The sequence below is a fragment of the Streptomyces sp. ISL-99 genome (genome assembly GCF_018614005.1).
Taxonomy (GTDB): domain Bacteria; phylum Actinomycetota; class Actinomycetes; order Streptomycetales; family Streptomycetaceae; genus Streptomyces; species Streptomyces flavidovirens.
This window is the reverse complement of record NZ_JAGGPC010000012.1, coordinates 72,537-93,753: the sequence shown is the minus strand read 5'-3', so window position 1 is coordinate 93,753 and position 21,217 is coordinate 72,537. Positions and strand designations below refer to the sequence as shown.

Annotated in this window: 16 protein-coding genes and 1 pseudogene; 5 read left to right on the top strand and 12 right to left on the bottom strand. The window is 71.5% G+C overall.

The window, feature by feature from the left end:
- Positions 1-77 precede the first annotated feature (77 nt).
- A complete protein-coding gene (locus tag J7E91_RS07385) occupies positions 78-860 on the bottom strand; it encodes an SDR family oxidoreductase (protein WP_214900102.1) in 783 nt (260 codons plus the stop codon).
- A 94-nt stretch (positions 861-954) separates the two neighbouring features.
- On the opposite strand from J7E91_RS07385, the gene J7E91_RS07380 reads away from it, so the two are divergent.
- Positions 955-1,809 carry a hypothetical protein gene (locus J7E91_RS07380; protein ID WP_214900101.1) on the top strand — a complete coding sequence of 285 codons (855 nt, stop codon included), beginning with the start codon at positions 955-957 and terminating at the stop codon, positions 1,807-1,809.
- Between the two features lie 100 nt (positions 1,810-1,909).
- On the opposite strand, the gene J7E91_RS07375 is transcribed toward J7E91_RS07380, so the two are convergent.
- From J7E91_RS07375 to J7E91_RS07365, 3 genes are all read right to left on the bottom strand, one after another.
- Positions 1,910-2,119 (bottom strand): DUF397 domain-containing protein, encoded by a 210-nt coding sequence (locus J7E91_RS07375; RefSeq protein ID WP_028810977.1) that lies wholly within the window; start codon positions 2,117-2,119, stop codon positions 1,910-1,912.
- 186 nt (positions 2,120-2,305) lie between these two features.
- Positions 2,306-3,163, bottom strand: a complete 858-nt coding sequence (locus J7E91_RS07370) for a helix-turn-helix transcriptional regulator (RefSeq protein ID WP_214900100.1) — start codon at positions 3,161-3,163, stop codon at positions 2,306-2,308.
- Between the two features lie 317 nt (positions 3,164-3,480).
- Positions 3,481-4,224 (bottom strand): GPP34 family phosphoprotein, encoded by a 744-nt coding sequence (locus J7E91_RS07365; protein ID WP_214900099.1) that lies wholly within the window; start codon positions 4,222-4,224, stop codon positions 3,481-3,483.
- 208 nt (positions 4,225-4,432) lie between these two features.
- Between J7E91_RS07365 and J7E91_RS07360 the strand changes: the two genes are divergently transcribed.
- Entirely contained in the window at positions 4,433-7,042 is a 2,610-nt protein-coding gene (locus J7E91_RS07360; RefSeq protein WP_214900098.1) for a serine hydrolase, read from the top strand.
- Between the two features lie 163 nt (positions 7,043-7,205).
- Positions 7,206-9,137: an MFS transporter gene (locus tag J7E91_RS07355; RefSeq protein WP_251015305.1), complete on the top strand. Its 1,932-nt coding sequence runs from the start codon at positions 7,206-7,208 to the stop codon at positions 9,135-9,137.
- 44 nt (positions 9,138-9,181) lie between these two features.
- Here the strand turns inward: J7E91_RS07355 and J7E91_RS07350 are convergent.
- The 6 genes and pseudogenes from J7E91_RS07350 to J7E91_RS36675 all read right to left on the bottom strand — a co-directional run.
- Positions 9,182-10,000 (bottom strand): annotated as a pseudogene (locus tag J7E91_RS07350) (C40 family peptidase); the annotation flags it as partial.
- A gap of 47 nt (positions 10,001-10,047) precedes the next feature.
- On the bottom strand, positions 10,048-11,331 hold the full coding sequence (locus J7E91_RS35740) for an extracellular solute-binding protein (protein ID WP_308376150.1): 1,284 nt from the start codon (positions 11,329-11,331) through the stop codon (positions 10,048-10,050).
- On the bottom strand, positions 11,328-12,371 hold the full coding sequence (locus J7E91_RS35735) for a hypothetical protein (RefSeq protein ID WP_251015304.1): 1,044 nt from the start codon (positions 12,369-12,371) through the stop codon (positions 11,328-11,330). Before J7E91_RS35735 ends, J7E91_RS35740 begins: the two co-directional genes overlap by 4 nt.
- A complete protein-coding gene (locus tag J7E91_RS07340; RefSeq protein ID WP_214900097.1) occupies positions 12,368-13,810 on the bottom strand; it encodes a VWA domain-containing protein in 1,443 nt (480 codons plus the stop codon). Before J7E91_RS07340 ends, J7E91_RS35735 begins: the two co-directional genes overlap by 4 nt.
- Positions 13,807-16,173: a tetratricopeptide repeat protein gene (locus J7E91_RS07335; RefSeq protein ID WP_214900090.1), complete on the bottom strand. Its 2,367-nt coding sequence runs from the start codon at positions 16,171-16,173 to the stop codon at positions 13,807-13,809. The genes J7E91_RS07340 and J7E91_RS07335 overlap by 4 nt, the downstream gene beginning before the upstream one ends.
- Positions 16,170-18,053: a serine protease gene (locus J7E91_RS36675; protein ID WP_214900083.1), complete on the bottom strand. Its 1,884-nt coding sequence runs from the start codon at positions 18,051-18,053 to the stop codon at positions 16,170-16,172. The genes J7E91_RS07335 and J7E91_RS36675 overlap by 4 nt, the downstream gene beginning before the upstream one ends.
- Before the next feature lie 56 nt (positions 18,054-18,109).
- Here J7E91_RS36675 and J7E91_RS07325 point away from each other — a divergent pair, with 56 nt between their 5' ends.
- Both J7E91_RS07325 and J7E91_RS07320 read left to right on the top strand, forming a co-directional pair.
- Positions 18,110-18,448, top strand: a complete 339-nt coding sequence (locus J7E91_RS07325) for a trypco2 family protein (protein WP_308376149.1) — start codon at positions 18,110-18,112, stop codon at positions 18,446-18,448.
- 155 nt (positions 18,449-18,603) lie between these two features.
- Positions 18,604-19,557: an adhesin gene (locus J7E91_RS07320; protein WP_251015303.1), complete on the top strand. Its 954-nt coding sequence runs from the start codon at positions 18,604-18,606 to the stop codon at positions 19,555-19,557.
- A 65-nt stretch (positions 19,558-19,622) separates the two neighbouring features.
- Here the strand turns inward: J7E91_RS07320 and J7E91_RS07315 are convergent, their stop codons facing one another.
- Together J7E91_RS07315 and J7E91_RS07310 are read right to left on the bottom strand one after the other, a co-directional pair.
- On the bottom strand, positions 19,623-20,111 hold the full coding sequence (locus tag J7E91_RS07315) for a DinB family protein (RefSeq protein WP_251015302.1): 489 nt from the start codon (positions 20,109-20,111) through the stop codon (positions 19,623-19,625).
- Between the two features lie 195 nt (positions 20,112-20,306).
- Positions 20,307-21,083, bottom strand: a complete 777-nt coding sequence (locus J7E91_RS07310) for a DUF5707 domain-containing protein (RefSeq protein WP_214900080.1) — start codon at positions 21,081-21,083, stop codon at positions 20,307-20,309.
- Positions 21,084-21,217: the final 134 nt, after the last annotated feature.

The window sequence follows — 21,217 nt, the reverse complement described above, 5'->3', positions numbered from 1 at the left end:
GTGCGGCCGGAAGAAGGAGGAGAGGAGGGGGGAGGAGAGGAGAGGGGAGGAGAGGGGAGGAGGCAGGGCAGCGACTTCTACCGCATCAGCTCGCCCGCGTTGACGAGCAGCGACTGGCCCGTGATCGCGCGGGCCCGGTCCGAGGCCAGGAAGGTCACGGCCTCGGCCACATCGCCGTCCGTGGCCGGCTCGGGCAGCGCCATGCGCTCGGTGAGCCGACCCAGCACCTCCGGCTCGGGCACGCCCTCGGTGCGAGCGGTGAACCGGACGTACGCCTGGACCGGCGGGCCCCACATCCACCCCGGAAGCACGGTGTTGACCCTGATCCGGTGTGGCCCCAGTTCGCGTGCCATCGAGTACATCGCCGAGGTGAGCGCGCCCTTGGAGGCCGCGTACGCCGTCTGCTTCACCTGGGACGGTGCGGCGATCGCCGACTGCGTACCGACGATGACGACCGAGCCGCCCCGCACCTTCAGGGCGGGCAGGCAGGCCCGGGTCATCCGCAGCGTGCCGAGCAGGTTGACGTCGAGCACGCTCTGCCAGGCGGCGAAGTCGGCGTCCTCGACACCGCCGAAGTGACTGTCCCTGGCGGCGACATGGGCGACCGCGTCGATCCGCCCGAAGCGCTCGACGGCGAGCGCGGCCAGCGCCTCGCACTGGTCCTCATGCGTGATGTCGGTGGCCAGGTGGGCCGTGTGCCCGCCCGCCGGGTCGATCTCGGCGGCGCACGTGACGAGGTTCGCCTCCGTGCGGGCGCCGAGCACCGCGTTGCCGCCGTCCCGTACGACGGCCGCGGCGATCCGGTGGCCGAGCCCGGTGCCGACGCCCGACACGACGACGGTCTTCCCCTGAAGGGGCATGAGCGGCACCATCCGTCGCCTCCGCGCTCTGGATATCCATCTGACGAGGCGTCAGAGTAGGGCGGTCCGGCGGCGGAAGGAAGGGGCCAGCGGCATGGACGAGGACACGCGCAGTGAGGTGTACGCGGAACTGGCCGGCGTGGGGCCCTACGGGGTGCGGCCCGGACACGCCCTGATCACCATGGTCGAACCGCACCCGGGCCACGAGTACGCGTACAACCGCTGGTACGAGGACGACCACTACATCGCGGGCGCGATGGCCATGCCCTGGATGTTCGCCGGGCGCCGCTGGGTCGCCACCCGCGACCTCCAGCTCCTGCGCTACCCGGCGAAGTCCGCCGTCGCGCAGCCCGTCACCGCGGGCTGCTACCTCTCGACGTACTGGGTGACGCAGGGGCGTTACGACGAGCACATGAAGTGGACCGTCGGCATCAACCGGCGGCTCAACCGCGACGGGCGCGTGTACCAGGACCGTACGCACGTCTTCACGGCCTTCCAGGACCACGAGGCGACCGTCTACCGCGACGGGGCGGCCGGGCCGCGCGACTTCCACGCGCTCGACCATCCGTACCGGGGGCTGGTGCTGGAAGTCGTCGACGCCGAGGGTCCCGAGCGGCGGGCGGAGCTGCTGGAGTGGCTGCGGAGCGCGCATCTGCCGCAGCGGCTGGCGGGGCCGCCGGACTCCGGCTCACCGGCCGCGATGGTCACGGTCTTCCGGCCGACGCCGCTGCCGGGCGACAGGATGAGTTACGTGAAGCAGGTGGAAGGGGTCGACACCCGGCTGACCCTGCTCTGGTTCCTGGAGGCCGACCCGCGCGAGGCGTGGGAGGAACGCTTCGGCGGGCTGGACAGGGAGGTGGCGGCTTCCGGGCTCGGACGGGTCGAGCTGGTGGCGCCGTTCATCCCGACGGTCCCGGGGACGGACCGCTACGTCGGCCAACTGCGCTGAGGGTGCGGCCGTGTCGCGGCCGAGTCGCGGGTACGCCGGAGCCCCCTCGGCCAGGACGGCGGACCGGTCGAGAGGGCTCACTGCGGTCGTGCTCGGCGCCTCAGCCGAGGTGGAACGTCCCCTGGCCGACTCCGCCCACGAACGCGCTCCAGGAGCCGGGGGCGAAGGTGATCGAAGGGCCCTCGGGCGCCTTCGAGTCCCGCACCGCGACAGCGTGCGCGACCGGGGACTTGACCTCTACACATGCGCCGTTACCCCCGGAGTACGAGGACTTCGTCCAGGTGTCCGTAGCGCCCTGATGGATTGCCATGTTCACTCCGTTTTTGCTGGTCGAGGAGAGTGAGACGCCAACGTTCTTGCTGGCTTGATCGACGCTACTCGCGAACTACCTCACGTGAAGCGGCCGTTCACCCGACCGGATGGCATATTCCATAAGGGGCTTCCGCTGCGGGGCGGCCACGGTGTACCGTTCCGGTTTTTCCGCGGAAGCGCTGCTTCAGCGGGCGTATTCCTTCGCGATGTTCGCGATGAAGTGCCGCGAGGCCTCGACGTTCAGCGCCTGGGCGCGCAGATGCTCGTACATCACGCTGTACTTCTGTACGTCGTTCGCCTTCTCCAGGTACAGGTCGCTCGTCACGCCCTCGATGTAGACGACGCTGGAGTCGGCCGCGTCCGGGAACTCCAGGATCGCGTAGTGGCCGCTGATGCCGGGATGCGCGCCCATGTCGAACGGAAGTATCTGGACCGTCACGTGCGGCAGCTGGGACTGCTCCACCAGATGTTCGAGTTGCTCCCGCATGAGCTGTCTGTCGCCGACGACACGGCGCAGCGCGGCCTCGTCGATGACGGCCCACAGGCGCAGCGGCTGATCGGCCGTGAGGATGCGTTCCTGCCGGCGCAGTCTGACGTTGACCCGTTTCTCGACGTCGGAGACGGCCGTCTCGGGGAGCGCGCCCGTGATGAGCGCCTCGGCGTACTGCGGCGTCTGGAGCAGGCCGGGGACGATCTGCGGGTCGTACACGCGCAGTGAGGCGGCGTCCGTCTCCAGACCGATGTAGACGCTGTACGGGATGTCGCCGAAGGCGTGCCACCAGCCCTGCTGGCGGGAGTCCTTGGCCATCTGCATCAGCGAGTCGACGATACGGTGGTCCTCGACGTCGTACACGCCGCACAGGTCGCGTACGTCGCGCTGGCTGATGGAGCGGCGGCCGTTCTCGAGCCGGCTGATCTTCGACTGGGAGACCAGCAGGCGTTCCGCGACCTCCTCGGCCGTCATGCCCTTGAGCTCGCGGAGCCGGCGGAGCTCTTGGCCGAGTCGGCGTCGCCTGACGGTTGGGTTGACGTTGGACGCCACGGGAACTGCACCTCCGGCTGATGCGTTGTGCGTACGTGCCGCTAGCACGCTCTACTGCGCAGCAGACTGCCACCAATGGTCATGTCCGCGCTGGGAAATGCCCACACAGGGTGCCGACGCGAGCGCGCGGGGTGGCGGCCCGGCCTGTCCAGGATGGCCTGGAGGGCCGGGTCCACTGCCCCGCGCGCTCTGGTGCGGCTCCCGAACCGGGTCTTGGGGACGTCGGTGCGGTGTTGGTCGTACGAGTGCTGCTCAGGTGTTGCTCAGGTGCGGCTCACGTGCTGCCGGTGCTGCTGTCCGTGCCGCGGCGGCGCGGCTCAGTGCGCCGCGACGCGCGCCATGCCGTCGCGGCGTGACGGTGCCTGCCGCGATTGCGACTGCATCGGTACGGCCGACTGGGGCCGGCCACCCGTTGCGGGTGCTCGGCGCGGCTGTGCGGCCACACCGTTCTGGACGTCCATCACGGCATGCGCCACGAGTCCGCCCATGGGGTCGTGCCTGATCAGGTCCCGGAGCCGGGAGCGTGATGAGCGCCCCTCGTTGCCGGGGTACAGGTGCTTGCCGAGCCCCACTGCGTGAGCGAGCGCGGCGAGCGCCGCGGTCCGCGGGTCCGGCGGTACGCCGGTGCGGATCGCGTTGTCCAGCCGGGACCTGATTTCCCGGCAGATCACCGATTCCGTCGCCTGGTAGCGAGTCGTCGGCAGTACTCCGCACATCTGACCCGCCACGGCATGCACCATGCCGCACCGTTCCAGATGCGAGAGATACGTCTGGCGGAGCCCCAGTCGGGGTCCGCCGATCCAGTGGACCGCCCGGACCGGGCTGCCGCGCCTGCGCAGCAGTTCCAGTGCGGAGTCCAATGTCGGATCTCCTGTCGGCCGTGCCATCACCACGGCGATACGATCCCCGTCTGGGGCTATCCGTCCTGCCAGAGCCAGCTCTACTAGCTGTGCCCCGGCCAGGCCGAGGTCGAGCGACTGCGGCTGCGCTGTGGTACCCGTTGTCGGGTCCAGAGCGAGCAGCAGAAGCTCCTCCGGAAGTGTTCTGCGGCTCCTGCCCATCCATGCCTCCCCGCGTGGATGAATGACAGAGTGACCCCTCTCACATTCATCTGTCGAGAGCGCCTGGGTGCTTCGTACGGGAACCGGCAGGTATGTCGTTCTCGTCTAGCGAGGGGGGCCGGGGTCTCAGACAGGACACTGGTACATGGTTCGGACATCGGACCGCGGACAGCGGGCGTATGCGCGAGCGCGTATGAAGGAGGCATCGGTGGCGGGCGAGTCCCCCGACAAGTCGGAGCAGCGGAAGTCGTCGGGGGAGACGGCCCCGGGCGAACGCGATCCGCGGCTCGCCGTTTTCCGGGAATCGGCCGCGAGGCCGGAGCTGGAAGGCAGCGACCGCGTGGATCAGCCGACGGCAGTCTTCAAGCTGCCCCCGGAAGAGCCCTCGCCGGACCCGGAGACCCCGGAGACGCCGGAGGCCACGGGGACGACCCCTGAGGGCGATGCGCGCCTCCGGGCGGCGGTGGTGGCATGGGTCGCCACGACGGACGACGAGGGCTCCGGCGAGGACCGGGCGCCCGAGGCGGGCGGCGACGGCCCGCGGGCGGCTGCCGCGGCCGAGGCGGGCCCTGACGACGGCCACTCGACCGCGGCCGCGGAGAAGAGGCCCGACGCCGCCGAGGGCCCGGCGGGCGCGCCCGACCCGGACGAGAAGGCCGACCAGCCGTCGCCGGCCGACGCCGACGCCGGCGCTTCGGGCGCGGGCCGTGCCGGTGGCCGTGCGGCTGCCGGCGCCGAAGCGCGAGGCGACGGGCGTACGTCGGACACGGCTGAGCCCGCCGCCGAGCCGCTGAGCGACGCCCGGCGTGACGACGCCGAGGCGCCGGTGAGCTCGCCCGACGCGGCCGAGGACACTCCCGGCCCCGACACCGGCCCGCGGGGCGGCACCGACGGTTCGGGCGCGGGCCGTGAGGGTGACCCGGCTGCTGCACGGGCCGAGGATGCGTCCAAGGGTGACGCTGGGGCGCGGAGTGACTCCGACGGCTCCGGTACGGGCCGTGAGGGTGACCGGGCTGCTGCCCAGGCCGACGGCGCGCCCAAGGGTGACGTGGGGCTGCGAGGTGGCTCTGACGGTTCGGGTGCGGGCCGTGAGGGTGACCGGGTGACTGCACCCGGTAGCGATGAGTCGTCGGAGATCGCCGTGGCCGGTGGCGACGAACCGTCGAGGAGCGGGGACGCGAAGTCGCGTGGTGCTGAGCAGGCCGGGGGCGGGGTCGATCAGGCCACTGCCGTGTTCAAGGCTGTGCGGCCGCGGCAGGCCGTGGATGAGCCGACCACCGCGCTGAAGGCCGTGAGCAAGCCCGAGTCCGCCGCCGAGCGCACCAGCAAATTCGTTCCGCTGAAGCGGGACGATGTCAGGCCGCCGGCCGGCAGGCCGCGCAGTACCCCTGCCGCGTCCTCCGCCTCTGCTCCAGCCCCAGCCCCAGCCTCCGCACCGGCGCCCGCACCGGCGCCCGCACCCGCACCGGCGCCGGCTCCCGCGTCCGCCGCCCTGCCGGAGGCGGAACGTACCCGGCAGCAGCCGCTGCCGCCCAAGCCGCCGCTCGACCTGCTGGCCGAGCTGACGAACACCCCGCCCCCGCCGGAGACCCCGGTCAGGACCGCCGTGCGGCGGATCAAGATCTGGGCGCCGCTGCTGGTGCTGCTGGTGATCATCTTTGCGGTCGTGCAGTTCCTGCGGCCGCTTCCCTCGCCGACGCTGGCGCTGACGGCGAAGCCGACGTACACCTTCGGCGGTGACGCCCTCAGCATGCCGTGGCCCGAGCAGGGCCAGTCGGCTGTCGAGGTGCAGGGCGTCGGCAGCATCGGTACGCACGGGGAGCAGAAGCCCGCGCCGATCGCGAGCGTCGCCAAGACGATGACGGCGTACGTGATCCTCAAGGGGCACCCTCTCAAGGACAACGAGACCGGCCCCAAGATCACGGTCGACGCGCAGGCCGAGAAGGAGTCCAAGTACACGGAGGAGTCGATCGCCCCGATCAAGGAGGGGCAGCAGTTCACCGAGCGGCAGATGCTCCAGCTCCTGATGGTCCCGTCGGGCAACAACGCGGCGCGGCTGCTGGCCCGCTGGGATGCCAAGTCCGAGGAGGAGTTCGTCAAGAAGATGAACGACGCCGCCAAGGACCTCGGCATGAAGAACACGACGTACACCGACCCGAGCGGCCTTGAGGCCACCACGGTGAGCACCGCGACCGACCAGCTCAAGCTGGCCAAGGCGGTCATGGAGAACGACGTGTTCCGCGAGATCGTGAACCTGCCCGAGGTCGAGATCCCCGGCATCGACGGGAAGATCTACAACAACAACAACATCCTGCTGCAGCCGGGAGTCAGCGGCATCAAGACCGGGTCCTCCACCCCCGCCGGGGGCAACCTGCTGTGGTCGGCCAACACCGTCGTCGACGGCAAGGAGCGCCGGATCGTCGGTGCGGTGATGGGCCAGGAGGACGCCACGACGCTCGACGGCAAGCTGCAGCTCGCGATCAGCAGGAGCCTCAAGCTGATCCAGGCCGCCCAGCGGGACGTCACGTCGGCGACCGTCGTGAAGAAGGGCGATGTCGTCGGTTACGTCGACGACGGCCTCGGCGGGCAGACGCCGGTCGTGGCGACGAAGGACCTGAAGGCCGTCGGCTGGCCGGGCCTGAAGGTGGAGCTGACGATCTCCGACGCCGGGAAGCCGCTGCCGCACGCCGCGAAGGCGGGTGACGAGGTCGGTCAGGTGACCGTCGGCTCGGGACCGGGTCAGGTCAAGGCGCCGGTCGCGCTCCAGAAGGACCTGGTCGAGCCGGGCTTCGGCGACAAGCTGACCCGCGTCGGCTGAGCCGGCGTTGGGCCGATGAGCGGAGTGCTGCCGCCGGACGCGGGAACCGGCGGCAGCACCGCGCGTACCGCGTGTTAGCGTCCGGGCAACTACGGGGCGCGGGGACGGCGTCCTTGCGCATGTCGGGGGCTGTTGGTACCCGGGGGAGACGGGGAGAGCCGTAATGACCACCGCTGAGCCCACGCGCGCCGAGGGCGGGGACGGGGACGGAAACCTGGACGGGCACGGGCACGAGGGCGGCAGTAACGGGCGTGCCTCCGGTGCGCGGAGCGGTATACAGGTCGGTATACGCCCAGGTGCGGAGCCAGATCCGCGGCAGTCGCAGCAGGCACCGCGCACACAGGTGCGCGCGTCGGCCGGCAGCCGGCCCGCGCAGGACGACGACCGCCCGCGCCGCGCCCTGCGCCACCCCGTGACGGTCGCGACGGCCGCCGCCGCGGTGGCACATGTCGTGTGGTTCTTCTGCTTCGCGAACAGCGGCGGCGACCTCGCCGCGCAGGACGCCTGGGCCGAGTTCGTCGGCCGCCACCCCGACTCCGCGTACAACCTCGCCTGGTACGGCGGGATGCACCCGGTGTCGTACAGCGTGGTCTCGCCGTACCTGATGTCGGTCCTCGGTGTCCGTACGACGATGATGATCGTCGGCACCGTGTCGTCGGCCCTGACCGCGCTGATCCTGGTCCGCGTCAAGGCGGTCCGCAACCCCATGTGGTGCGCGCTCGCCGGGGTCTTCGCCTTCCTCTGCAACGCCCTGTCCGGCCGTGTCACCTTCGGCCTCGGAATGATGTTCGCGATCGGCGCGGTCGCCGCGGTGTTCTGCTGGCCGCGCCGCTGGGCGGCCAACCGGTGGGCGAAGGCGGCCGTCGCCGCCCCGCTGGCCGGGCTCGCCACGGCGAGCAGTCCGGTCGCCGGCCTGTTCCTCGGCGTCGTGGCGGCCGCGCTGTTCCTCAACAAGCGCCGCCCCGGCGCCTACGCGCTCGGCCTGGCGCCGGTCCTCGTCGTCGCCCTGTCCTCCTGGCTGTTCCCGTTCTCCGGTACGCAGCCGATGTCCTTCGCGACGGCTTCGCTGCCGTGCCTGTTCGGCGTACTGGTCCTCGTGCTCGTGCCCGGGGACTGGAAGACGGTCCGCACGGGAGCCGCCGTCTACTCCGTCGGGGTGCTGCTTACCTGGCTGATCGACTCTCAGATCGGCAGCAACGTGTCGCGCCTCCCGATGGTGTTCGCCGGCGTCGTGCTCCTGGCCGCGCTGCCGTTCGCCGTGCCCCGCACGGCCAAGTGGTACGCCCTCGTCGTGGCCTTCACCGGCTTCAACGTCTGGATCGGCTTCAAGACCGTCGACGACGTCATCCGTACCGCTCCGGCGGCGTCCTGGACACGTGAGCTGGCGCCGCTGGTCAACCAGTTGCAGGAGGTCGGCGCGGAGAAGGGCCGGGTCGAGGTGGTCCCGGCCAGCAGCCACCGGGAGGCTTCGGCGCTCGCTCCGTACGTCAATCTCGCGCGCGGCTGGAACCGGCAGGCCGACATGGAGCGCAACCCGCTCTTCTACGACGACACGCTCCACTCCGACACGTACCGGGAGTGGCTGGACCGCTGGGCCGTGCACTACGTCGTCCTGCCGACGGGCGGCGCACCGGACTCCGGCGCCACGCAGGAGTACGAGCTCGTACGCGCCGGGCAGCCGTACCTGGAACGGGTCTGGTCCGACGCCAACTGGCAGCTCTTCCGCGTCGACGACCCGACGCCGCTGGCCGACCCGCCCGCGACCGTGGACCGTGCGGGCGCGGGCGAGCTGACGATCCGGGTGAAGAGCGCGGGCCGGGTGCTGATCCGTATCCCGTACTCCCCGTGGCTCGGCCTGGTCGACGCCGAGGGCGAGCGGGTCGAACCGCCCGTCGAGACCCCCGAGTCCAAGCTGCGCGGGGAAGGGGAGGCGACGCGGGAGTTCACCAACGTGAACGGCTGCCTGATGAAGGCGGAGGAGGACGCGGCCGGCGACGAGTGGACGCAACTGCTGGCGCCGCGGCCCGGCGTGTACCGGCTCGCGGCGCCGTACGGCCTGACCAGGGGCACGGCCTGCCCGGAGGAACTGCGCTGAGCCGCGAACCCCGGAGCCCCGCAGGGGCGTCCGGGGTCCAGGCCCTAGATGCGCTTGGCGCTGCGCAGGGTGCTCGCGTAGTAGCCGTTGCCGTCCAGGCGCGACGTGCCGCCCTTGTCGCCGATGGTCGGGCCGTTGACCTCTTCGCGGCTCGACACGAAGATCTTGTGCCCGTCGGTGTCGTGGCCCATGAAGATGCCGACGTGGTCGATCCGGTCCTTGGTGCGCCCGTCGAGCTTGAAGAACACCAGGTCGCCGGGCTGCAGTACGTCGATGGACTTGGGCCGGGACTCGGGGCCGACCCCCTTCAGCTCGATGACGTCGGTACCGAGCTTCTTGCGGGCCATGCCATTGGCGGTGCGCGGCAGGCCGTCGCCCAGCTTGTCGGTCGCCATCAGCGGGAAGCGGGCACGGTAGCCGAGGACGGTACGGATGAAGCCGGAGCAGTCCATGGAACGGGCGCGTATCGCTTCGGGCTGCATCGTGGTGCCGTTGCGGAAGGTGTACGGGATGCCCAGGTAGTCGTAGAAGTCCGACTCCTCCAGGCGGTAGTCGTTGCCCGGTGTGCCTTCGGGGTTGATGGGGCCGAAGTTGGCGTCACCGGCGTAGGCGATGCCCTCGGAGTCCTTCTTCACGGGCGCCTGGTCGACGTACTGGAAGGCGATCGCGAAGAGGTCGTCCTCCTTGCTGCCGAAGAACTCCTTGAACCAGTCCTTGAACCACTGCTCCCGCTCGGCGCCCTTGCGCCACGGCTCCGGCATCAGCCGGACCCAGTCGTCGGTGACGACGCGGGACTTGGTGCTCGCGGGCTCGGTGAAGGAACGGCTCGGGCCGGTGAGCGTGGCGGTGCGCGCCCCGTCGGTGTCCTGGACGTAGGCACGCGACGGGGTGGAAGGCGCCCCCGCCCGCCCTACTGGACCGCGCCGTAAAGCCCGCCCTGCGGCGCCGCGCAGACCGACGGGACGCGGGGCGTGAGCAGTTCGCGGTGCCGGAGCGTCTCGTCGTCGAGCTGCTGGAGCAGGCCCGACAGCAGCTTCTTGTCCGCCGGCGCCGCGAGGAACTCCAGTACGGCGCGGTGGAAGGCGTCCCGTATCCCCGGCGGCATCGCGTCCGACGCGTCCGCGCACAGCCGCCTCGCGCCCGTCAGCGTCTCGTTGACCGCCCGGTTCGCCCAGGCGTCGCCGTATGACCCGACGGAGACGGGGAAGAACGGCCGGTTGCGCTCGGACACCGCCTTCGCCCAGGTGGCGCGCGCCTGGTCCCCGGTGAGGAAGGTGAGGAGCGCCCGCGCGCCCTCCGTGTCCCGGAACAGCGCCGCCATGTCGCCCGCGACCTCGTACGCGCCGCGCTCGTTGTCGAGCCCGGCGACGGCCTTCGAGGTCGGGACGTACGTGATGTCCTTGCCGTACAGCCGCCGGATGAAGCTGCCCTGGTGCTCGCGCCGGCATCCGTCACCGGACCGTTTCAGCAGCCCCTTGTGGTCGTTGCCGTCGTAGTCGTTGCTGAGAGCGGCGTCGGCCTGCCTCCCGCCGCCGAGCAGCCGGCCCCAGGTCTCCCAGGCCGCGCGGACCTCCGGGCTGCCCCACGGCAGTTCGCCGGTCGCCCACTGTTCGTAGACCGCCGGGCCGGACTTCTGGAGCAGGATGTCCTCGATCCAGTCACTGCCGGGCCACCCCGACGTCGCCCCGGAACCCATGCCGACGCACCAGTCGCCCCGTTGGGCCGAGCGGCCCGGGTAGTGCCACACCACGCTTTTGAGGTCGACCTTGACGGGGGTCCAGTACGTGTTCTTGCGGCCGCGTACGGTGAGTTCGGGAGCCCACGGCTGCGGGGAACGCTCGCGGACCTTCTCGGGAAGCGGTACGAGCACACCCTGGTGCGCGTATTCGGTGAGCTCTCCGAGGCTGTTCAGAATGGCGATGTCGGGCGGCGATCCGGCCTGCACCTGGGCGAGCAGCGTCTCCCTCAAGGACGTCGTTCCCTGGTAGTCGTACGTGATCCCGGACTTCAGCGTGAACTCGTCGAGCACCTTCTCGAAGCTCTCCTCCTCGTCGCCGGTCCAGGGACCGAGCACGCTCACGACCGGAGGCGGCTCCTCGGCGCAGGCGGCTGAGGTCAGCGCGAGCCCCGCGAGGAGGCTGAGGGTCAGCAGCAGCCGGGTGGCCCGGCGGCGGGCGCGGCGCGGGCGGTTCACCGGGGGCCTCCCGTGCGGCGCCGGGGAACGGCGTACTCGTCGAGCAGCGACTGGAGCGTCCACAGGATGACCCCCGCCATCAGCACGGCCGCGAGCGGAATGAACACCGTGCCGCGGGCCCAGACCTCGGTGTTCCCCTCGCCCACGGCCTTCTCCATGCCGGACTCGGCGTCGGTGATGGCCTTCACCTGCGCGTCGGCGGAACCGGTCGGTGTCAGCGGGCCGGCCGCCTCCTGCATCCGGGTCTGGCTCGCGTGCGCCTGCCACGTCCCGAAAGCGAGCACGGGAACGGCCGCCAGCAGCAGCGTCACCGCCGCCAGCGGGATGCTCAGCCGCAGCCGGAAGCGCTGCCGCAGGAACACCTGGATGCCCACCAGCCGTACGCCGAGCAGCACACAGGCCGCGACCGCCACCGGCCAGGCCAGGAGCGGCGCGGCGCCCCAGTCCTCCTGGCGGTCCAGCGCGGCGCTCTGCCGGGCCTGCAGCGCGGCGATCCGGGCGAGGATGCCGGTCTCCCGGGCGTACATCATCCCGCGCGCGTACGCGAGGTTGGCGCTGCTCAGCTTCGGCTGGTTCGACTGGGCCAGCGCCCCGTCGATGCGCAGGACGTAGCTGTCGACGATCCCGGACGCGATGCGCAGCGTCTGCCGGTCCTCGCGGTTCAGGGCGCCGGTGGCGGCGGCCCGCGCGAGGCTGCTCTTCGCCTCGGCGACCTGGGTCCGGTACTCCTCGCCACGCGGCAGGATGTCCGGCCATTGGTGCTTGTGCTTCGCGGTCCGGTAGTCCAGGTGGTCGTCGGCGGTCAGGTGGGCCTTCAGGAGGGAGGCGCGGGCCTTGGCCAGTTCGACGACGGCGGGCCCGGTGCGGTCGCGGATCGCCACCGAGTCGCTGTGGACCTCGTCGTACGCGCCGAAGAGCGCGCCCCCGCCGACGACGGTCAGCGCGACCAGCCACACGAGCTGACGGCGCAGGTACCCGACGGTGCTGACGCCGTCGGCTCCGGTGGCGGAACGCCAGAACTGGCGCGGCAGGTGTCTCATGACTCGCGGTCCTGGGACTCGGGGCCCTGCGGCTCACGGTCCTGGGGCTCGGTGGCCTGCGGCTCGGTGGCCTGCGGCTCGGGGTCCCGGGACTCGCGCCGAGGCTTGCGCCGCTGCGGCAGCATCGTGCTGTGGGCGCGCAGCACCATCGCCGACTTGATGTCGAGCGGCCGGATGTCCGGGCGTACCTCCACCTCACCGGCCGCCGCGTCGATGATCCGCACGACGTCGCCGAGGCGTTGCAGCATGGGCTCGTTGCCCATCGCGTGAGCCCGGCGCACGGCCTCGCCCCAGGCGGCGCGGGCGCGCGGCTCGTCACCGGCGCGCTGGGCGGCGCGGCCCTCTTCGAGGCCGCGGACGAGGGCGTCGTGGTGGGCGTAGTGCGCCACCTTGGGGTCGTACGCGCTGTAGAGGTCGCGATGGCGGGTCCAGTGGACCAGCAGGGGGCGGGCCGGCGGAAGCCGCGGTGACGGCGCGGCCCCGTCCTGCGACGGCTCCTGGACCACCTTCAGGTCGGCCAGCCACAGTGCCCGGTCGACGGGCTCCTGCGGCGTACGGGAAGCGGCGACGCACACCAGGTACTCGCGGGTCTCGTCACCCCACGGCGGCGTACGGAACTCCAGGCACCGCTCGCCGGCCGTCACGCGCTCGGGCAGCAGGTCACGGCGGGTGGGGTGGACCTGCTGGACGGTCAGGGGGGCGCTGCCCGGGCGGTGGGTGAGGCGCAGCCGCAGGCCGGTGAGGTACCGGCCCGCCGACTCGGCGGTGACGGAGCGGAACTCGCCGGGCAGCGCGTCGAGGTCGCGTACGGCGTCGGCCCTGCCGTCGAGGCGGTCGGCGACGAGCTGGAGCTCGTCGGGGTCCCAGTCCTCGCCGATCCCGATCGCGTCACAGGTGAACCGCCCGGCGCAGGCGGTGAGTTCCGCGGCGAGCGCGTCCGGCTGCTCGTGTTCGTTACGGCCGTCGCTGAGCAGCAGCGCGTGCCGGATGGCGGGTCCGGGGCGGCGCCCGAAGAGCTCACGGGCGAGTTCGAGCCAGCTGCCGATCGCCGTACCGCCGCCCGGCACGAGGCGTTCGATGGCGTCCTGGGCCTCCTTGCGGGTGGTGGCGTCGGCACGTACGAGAGACGCCGACTGGCGGGGGCCCCTGGGGTAGACCGGCTCCGCGGTGTGGCGTCCGGCGACGATCGCGAAGTACGTGCCGTCGGGCAGCGCGCGTACCGCCTCCGCCGCCGCGTCCTGGGCGGCCCACAGCTTCTCGCGCGGGTAGCCCATGGAGGCGGAGCAGTCGAGCAGCAGCACCTCGGCCCTGGCCGGGGACGACGGGGGCGGCGCCCCGTCCTGTTCGGCGCCCAGGTCCACCGTCACGGTCACCACCGCGCACATGCGCGTCCCGCCCTCGGCCCCGCGGTCCACCGAGACGTAGGGCTGCTGGCTCACTTCGAGGGAGACGGTTCCCGCCGCTGAAGCTCCTGAGGTTCCTGAGGCGCCTTCCGTGTGTCTCTCGTCTTTCGGATCTGCTGTGCCGTCCTGAGCCATGCGTGCTCCTTGTGTGTCCAGCGCAGTGGCCGAATCCCGTTGGCCAGGTCGAGCAGCGCGTGCGCCCGCACGTCGCCGGCCTGCTGGGAGAGGCTCCGGTACGCCTCCTCCAGGCGTCCGCGCAGCCTGTTCTCGCTGAGTTCCTGGTCCTGGACGCGTTCGCGCAGTTGCTCCAGCCGCCGCGCACTGCCGCCTACGTCCGGGCCGCCGGGCGTCCCGCGGACCCAGTCGAGGACGACCTCCCTGATGTGCGTCTCCAGCCGCAGTACCGCGTGCCGGTCCGTCAGCCCTTCCTCCTCCCGCAGCTGCGTGACGCGGGCGAGCGCGGTGACGATGGAATCCAGCGGCGGCGGCGAACCGTCCGGGGGCCGCCTGCCCGCCAGGATCCGTACGATCGCGGTCCGCGCGGCGGTGCGGTGCCGCGAGTCCTTGGGCACCTGCTCCAGGATGTCCAGGGCCTTCTCCCGCTCCTCCCGCGCGAGATGGATCCGCGCGAGTCCGAAGGCCGCGCTGCCCAGGGAGTGGTTGCGCAGCCACACCGCCTCGTAGTAGTCCCTGGCGCGGTCCGGCGCGCCGAGCCGTTCGTGGCAGTAGCCGAGGGCGAGCTTCGGGGCGTACTCGCCGGGGAGCGAGTCGTAGACGAGGTCGAACTCCTCGCGGGCGTCGGCGATCCGGTCGTCGTCGAGGTGCAGCAGCCCGGTGTGCCAGCGCAGGCGCCAGTCGTGCGGGGCCATGGTGCCGACCAGGTCGGTGGCGAGGGCGAGTTCGGCGCGAGCCCGCTTGTGGTGGTGGACGCGCCCCCCGGTACGGCGGGCGAACTCCCGGCGGGCCAGGCCCAGGTGCAGGCGGCAGCGCAGGAGGTGCAGCTCCGGCGACGGCCTCCAGTCCGCGAGGAGCTGCAGCAGGCCCGGTGCGTCGTACGAGATGCGGGCGAGGGAGGCCGCGTGGGGGTCGTCGGGGTCGGCCTTCGGCACGGGCAGGCCCGCCGCGACCTCGTGGGGGGACGGCCGGGCGGCGTTGAGGGGGAGGCGGTGGGTGCCGTACGCCCAGGTGTCGAGGGCGGGGGCCTGGCCGAGACCACCGTCGAGCGCGGCCGACGCCGGGTCGAAGAGACGGGACGGCTCGAAGGTCTCCGTACCGAGCCGCAGGGAACGCAGCTCGCGGATGACACCGCGCAGCTGGAGTGACATCTCGGCGGCCGTGGCGAACCGCTTGCGCGGCTCGTCGTCGGTGGCGCGGGCGAGCGCGCGGTGCAGCGACTCGGCGCCGAGGCCGGGCGCCGGGTGGTGCGCGGAGTCGGCGAGCTCGCGCAGGGTCTTGCCGACGCTGTAGAGGTCGGACTGGGGGTACGCCCGGCCGTCCTCCTCGACCTCGGGGCCCCTGTAGGGGTCGGTGTACGGTCCTGGCGCGCCGAACTCCCGCACCCCGCCCACGTCGATGATCTTTATGCCGTCGCCGCAGTGCATGACGTTGTCCGGCTTCATGTCGCCGTACACCTTGCGCTCGTGCGTGTGCAGATATCCGAGCGCGTCGAGAATCCGGATCCCGTAACTGACGATGAACTCGTGCACGCGCGGCCCGGCGAACGGTTCCTCGTCGCGCGCGATCCGCTCGGCGATCTGGTGCAGCGCCATGCCGCCGGCGAACTCCATCACGATGTAGTCGGTGCCGGTGGGGCGGTGCGTCGCGTAGTTGATGACCCGGATGATGTCCTTGTGGTTGAGGTCGGTGAGATGCCGCCGCTCGCGCAGCGCGACCTCGCGGGCCAGTGAACTGTGCGGGTTGCGCAGGCCCTTGAGGGCGACGGGCCGGTTGTAGAGCTGGGCGTCCTCGGCGAGATAGACCCAGCCGAGGCCGCCGTGCGCGATGGGCCCGACGACCTGGTACTGGTCGGCGAGTACGTCGTCGCGGGAGAGCTGGGGCTGGAGCGCGTACGGCGTACCGCAGCTGCAGTGTCCCTCGGACGTCACGACGCCGATGAGCTCCCCGCAGTCGGGGTTACCGCACCGCATGACGTGGGAGGAGGACCGGTCCTCGACGGGCTCGACGAGGAGGGCGGGGTCGGGGACCTCGACGACGGGGAGGTCCATGAGGCGGTCGCCCGCGTCGGACAGGACGAACTGGGCGCTGCCGGCGGCCCTTCGCGGCGCCGCCCCAGCCTCCACCGCCGTCTCCACCCCGGCGTCGACGGGAAGGCCCGTGAGATCGCAGAACCCGGTCTCGGTGACCTGTCCGGTGCAGCCGGGGTGCGGACACGGTCTCATTCGTCCCCCTCCGTGCCGGTCGCGAGCGCCTTGCGGGCCTCCTGTATGAACCGGTCGACCGCCGCCTCCGCCACCCTGAGCTCGCACGGCCCGCCGGTCAGCAGCCGCTGCGCCTCCTGGTGCAGGGAGGCCGCCGCCTCGGTGATGCCGTGGGCGGCGAGGCGCGCCTGGTGACCGTCGAGGAGGCCGCGCAGGTCCTGGTGGCGGGCGAGCTGGCGGGTCAGCACCCGGTGGGCGGCCTCCGCCTCCAGAAGGGCGGTCTCCGCGGTCCGTTCGACGTACGACAGCTTGACGAGGAAGCCGGTCGTGCCCTGCCGCGGATCGGCTTCGAGGCGGGCCGCCTTGAGCTCCAGGTCCGGGGCGTAGCGGGGGACGGGCGGGAGGGGAGTGACGCAGGTGGCCGCTCGCCGGCGTAACTCCCGCGCGAGTTCTTCCGTACGGGCGAGAGCGCCGATGCGGCGGCCGACGCGCTCCAGCCAGCGCTGGGGGCGGGCGGGATCGAGGAGGAGTTCGTACGTACGGTCCAGGGCGGGTGATTCGAGCTGCCGGAAGACCAGCAGGAGGCGCCCGCCGCGCCGTACTAGCGTGTGCAGCAGCTCGACCGTCTCCAGCGGCTGCAGGGCGTCGTCCACACCGCGGGCCACGGTGGTCAGCGGCAGGGCGTCGGCCGCGATGCGCGCGGGCATCGGCAGCAGGCCGGGGCCGTCGAGCGCCATGCCCTCGGCGATCTCCTGGGCGATCTGCGCGGGGGTCTTGCCGCTGACGTCGACGGCCAGGTCGAGGCTGCCCGCGCGGGGGGCGGTGCCGGTGTCGTCGGGGCAGGAGGCCGCGATGGAGGTGCGGGGGGACCGCTCGCGGTCGGCGAGGGTGAGGGTGGTGCGCAGCGCGAGGGCGGCGTCCTGGTCCTCGTCCCGTACGAACGTGATCTCCACGTCGGCCAGGTCTTCCTCGCCCGCCAGCCAGCGGGTGAGCCAGCGCGCGAATCCGCGGTCGGGGAAGGGGCGGGGGGCGGGGCGCGGGGTTTCGTCGGTGAGCCCTGGGTGGGCGGGGCTGCCGGGGCTGGTGGTGAGGGCCGCGGCTCGGCCGGGACCGCCGTTGAGGCCGCCGTCGAGACTGCCGTCGAGGGCGGTGGGACCGGCGGCGAGGGTGGCCGGACCGGCTGCGAGGGTGGCGGGGTCGGCCGTGAGGGTGGGCGGGACCGGGGGCCGGCCGCTGACGAAGCGTTCGCGCACGAGGTCGAGGTGCTTGACGATCGTGCCGGTCGGGATCATGTAACCGTGCCGGTAGTGCGCGCCCTCGCGTTCGGAGTCGAGCTTGCTGACGACGATCCCGATGACGCGGCCGGTGCGGTTGTCGACGACTCCGGCGCCGCTGAAGCGCCGCATGAGGGTGTCGGCTTCCGTGACCGGATCGATCTGCACCCACTCGTCGCCGGGCCCGCCGGGGCCCTTGATCAGCGCCTCGGCCCACTTGCCGCCGGTGATGCGCGAGGGGTAACCGGCGAAGTGGACCCGGCGGTTCCAGATGGTCGGCAGCCGGTGGAGGGTGGCGTGCGAGGTGACGGGTGGCGGCCCGGCGAGCTGGAGGAGTGCGAGATCGCCGCTGTGGTCGTCGGCGCGGGGGACCCAGTGTTTCGGTACGACGGTGGCGCGCAGACCGGCCGGATTACCGCCGCCGGAGCCGGGGAACTCGACGATCACGAACGGCTGGTGGTCGTCGGTTCCGGCGATCCTGATGACATGGGCGCAGGTCAGCACGAGTCCGTCGCCGAGCAGCACACCGGCTCCGAGCACCTGGCCGCGCGGGTCGCCCATGCGCAGCCGGACGCGCCAATTCTCTTGATCAGTACGGAAGTTGGTCTCACTGATCGATGCCCCCATGCTGTACCAGCATAGTCGCGGTAGGTGACAATGGGGCCTCGGCTGCAGCGGGGGATGTGAGCAGGTTGAACATGGACGACGCGGCGCAGGGTGTGGAACTGGCGGACGTGATCAGCCAGGTGCGAGCCGATCTGGAGGAGGCTCAGCGCCGGGGCAGGGAGAGCGGGCTGCGTTTCCGGGTGGAGAAGGTGAGCCTGGAATTCACGGTCCAGGTCCGCCGCGAGACCGGCGGCAAGGGCGGCCTGCGCATCGGGGTGGTCACGGCGGACGTGGGCAGGACGACGGCGAACGACACGAGCCACCGCATCCAGGTGGAACTGCAGCCACGGGGCCGGGACGGTGACGGCTTGGTGGACGTGGGCGGCGAGTTGGCAACGGATCCGGAGGACGACTGAGGAGGGGGCGGGGGCGCGGCGCTGAATACCGCGCAACCCCTGTCTAGCACCCGTGACCTCATGCATAGTTGGCGCCTTGAACTACTGGCCGGCCGACTGTTCAGGTGATCCACAAGCTCCACAAGCTCAATTAGCTCGGGCGCGAGAAGGTCCTCATGGTGTGCGAACGGTGCGGTGGCGGACAAAGGGCAGCGCTGCCGGGCATGGGCTGCCCGGTCTGTGGGACAGTCGCGGGCGACGGCCGGGTGGCGAGCGGGTCCTGGGTCGCCCGCGAGACCGTGGTGGGCCGGCTGTCCACACTTTCCCGCACCCGGAAGGCGCTGCTGGCGACGGCAGTTGTCGTCGTACTGGCGGTGCTCGTCACGTCGGCCACGCTGCTGGCCGACACGGACGGCGACAGCGACGGCGGTACGTCGGGCGGCCCGGCGGGCAACGCGGACGACCTGGCCCGCGGAGTACCGACCCGGATCGGCCCGACCGGCCCGCCCGGCACTCCGGCGAAGCCGACCCCGAGCCGGGACCGGAGCAGCCCGCCCGCCAATCCCCGCCCCCCGGAGAAGAAGCCGCCCAAGCCACCGCCCGTCCAGCATCCGCACCCCTCGTACACGGCATGGGCGGGACCCGGCTGCTCCTCCGGCCACTACGAGGAGTCAGGCAGGTTCGAGAACGGTGACGCGGGCTGGTACACGGTCAAGTCCGGCGGGTGGGAAGACCGTTCTTGCGACGGACGCTTCTCCGCCGTCCCCATGTCGGGCTCTCCCGACAAGGACCGCGACAACTCCGCGACCTGGTCCTGGCAGGTCGGCGACAGCTTTGACGAGTGCGCGCTGTCCATGTACGTACCCAAGAGCCATCGCGACACCGACGTGGCGGGCAACCCCACCTTCTACCGGCTGCTCGCCGACCCCGACGACAAGGAGTCGTCGTACGCCGCCTTCGCCGTACGCCAGACCGCCCACCGGGGCAGCCTGGTGTCCGTCGGAAGCTACGAGGTCAAGGACGGCAGGCTCGCGGTACAGCTCCTCGACCGGGGCCGCGACTGGGGCGACGCCGACTTGGTCGGCGCCCACCACGCGGCGGCCCAGATGAAACTGACCTGCCGCGAGTAACAACTCCAGCCACTACCCCACTACCACCCAACCACCACCTCAGCCACCGCTCCCCAGCTGATGCCTCAGACCCCCGACGTGCCGTCGATGCGCTCCCGCACGAGGTCCGCGTGGCCGTTGTGCCGGGCGTACTCCTCGATCAGGTGCACGTAGATCCAGCGGAGGCTCATTTCCTGGTCGCGGTACTGCACCGTCTCCGTCAGTGCCCGCCCGGCACATATCTCACGACCACGGGCGATCTCGTCCCGCCAGACCCGCAACGCGTCGTCGATGCCCCGCCCCTCGACGAGCCCGAACCCCCTGTCGGTCCCATCGCCGTCCGCGCCGTCGTCCTCCCCGTACACCGCCGGGACGTCCAGACCCGCGACCACCCGCTGGAACCAGTTGCGTTCGACCTCGGCCATGTGCTGGACAAGCCCGAGCAGCGTCAACGACGAGGGCGCGACAGACGCCTCCCGCAACCGCCGGTCGTCCAGCCCCTCGCACTTCATGACGAGCGTGGCCCGTTGGAACTCGAGCCAGCCCTCCAGTGTGGTCCGTTCGTCGGCGTTCATGGGCGGGATCGGACGTCCGCCAAATGTGTCGGCATTCATGCACGCAAGCCTGCCACCCACCACTGACAGTCCATGGGCGGCCACCGACACCTGACCGGTTGGCCAACTCGCTCCAGCCCCCTGCGCCCCAGCGCCAAGGCGCGAGGGCGCAGGGGCGGGCCGGTTCCCTACTTCTCCTCCTACTGACTTCTCCTGCTACTGCACGTCGACGTAGTCGCCGGCTGCCGAGACGGCAGGGGTGGTCGTCGTACCGGCGAAGCTCCAGCGCCAGTAACCGTCCGTGGATGCGGTGACGGTAGTTGTGAGACCACCAGTGCTGGAGGTGTTCACGGTCTTGACGGTGCTGTACGTACTGGTGCCGGCCTTGCGGAACTGAAGCTTGACCGGCTGGGCGGTGTAGCCCGCGTAAGCGCCGGTGTCCCAGTTCGCGCGGGACAGCTTGCCGGTCACGGTGAGCGTCTTCCCGCTGGCCACCGGCTCCGGACCCGCGTTGACGGTCAGCGTGGAGTGCCGCTGTACGCGGGTGGTCGTGTAGGCGTCCCTGACAGCCCAGCTGTCGTCCTCGGCCGACACCTCGACACCGACCTTCCACGTCCCGGCGTCGGCGTTGGTGAGCCACCAGTTCGGCTCGAACGTGAACGTCTTGGAGCAGGTGGAGGTGGTCGAGCTGGCGGCGACGCAGTCGGCCGGAGTGGTGTTCTGGTCGGGCGTGATGTAGCCGTCGGGGTTGTCGGGATCGGAGCCGCGCCACAGGTGGAAGTCGGCGTCCCAGATGCCCGAGGGGTCGGTGGCGGTCACCGAAACCATGACCGTGGTGTCGGTGGTGCCAACCACTATGTTCTTGCCGCCGTTGACGGCGACGCCGTTGATCTGGATGTCGCCGACGGTCTCGTCCGCGTACGCCGCAGGGACGGTGAGTCCACCCAGTGCGGCGGCAGCGGTGAGCACAGCGAAGATTGCGCGCTTGCGCATGAATCTCCCCAGAGTATGAAGACGCACCCGCCGGATGCACGACACGGCGAGCGAATGAGCGGCCCACTGTAAACACCCACCCACGCCACCACAACGCCGGGTCAGCGCTACTCGCGCACTGCAACGGCCGAAGG

Coding starts and splice junctions, on each gene's coding strand:
- J7E91_RS36675 (WP_214900083.1), bottom strand. CDS start 18,053: ATGGGGGCATCGATCAGTGAGACCAACTTCCGTACTGATCAAGAGAAT.
- J7E91_RS07355 (WP_251015305.1), top strand. CDS start 7,206: ATGACCACCGCTGAGCCCACGCGCGCCGAGGGCGGGGACGGGGACGGA.
- J7E91_RS07315 (WP_251015302.1), bottom strand. CDS start 20,111: ATGAACGCCGACGAACGGACCACACTGGAGGGCTGGCTCGAGTTCCAA.
- J7E91_RS07335 (WP_214900090.1), bottom strand. CDS start 16,173: ATGAGACCGTGTCCGCACCCCGGCTGCACCGGACAGGTCACCGAGACC.
- J7E91_RS07380 (WP_214900101.1), top strand. CDS start 955: ATGGACGAGGACACGCGCAGTGAGGTGTACGCGGAACTGGCCGGCGTG.
- J7E91_RS07385 (WP_214900102.1), bottom strand. CDS start 860: ATGCCCCTTCAGGGGAAGACCGTCGTCGTGTCGGGCGTCGGCACCGGG.
- J7E91_RS35735 (WP_251015304.1), bottom strand. CDS start 12,371: ATGAGACACCTGCCGCGCCAGTTCTGGCGTTCCGCCACCGGAGCCGAC.
- J7E91_RS07375 (WP_028810977.1), bottom strand. CDS start 2,119: ATGGCAATCCATCAGGGCGCTACGGACACCTGGACGAAGTCCTCGTAC.
- J7E91_RS07320 (WP_251015303.1), top strand. CDS start 18,604: ATGGTGTGCGAACGGTGCGGTGGCGGACAAAGGGCAGCGCTGCCGGGC.
- J7E91_RS07310 (WP_214900080.1), bottom strand. CDS start 21,083: ATGCGCAAGCGCGCAATCTTCGCTGTGCTCACCGCTGCCGCCGCACTG.
- J7E91_RS07365 (WP_214900099.1), bottom strand. CDS start 4,224: ATGGGCAGGAGCCGCAGAACACTTCCGGAGGAGCTTCTGCTGCTCGCT.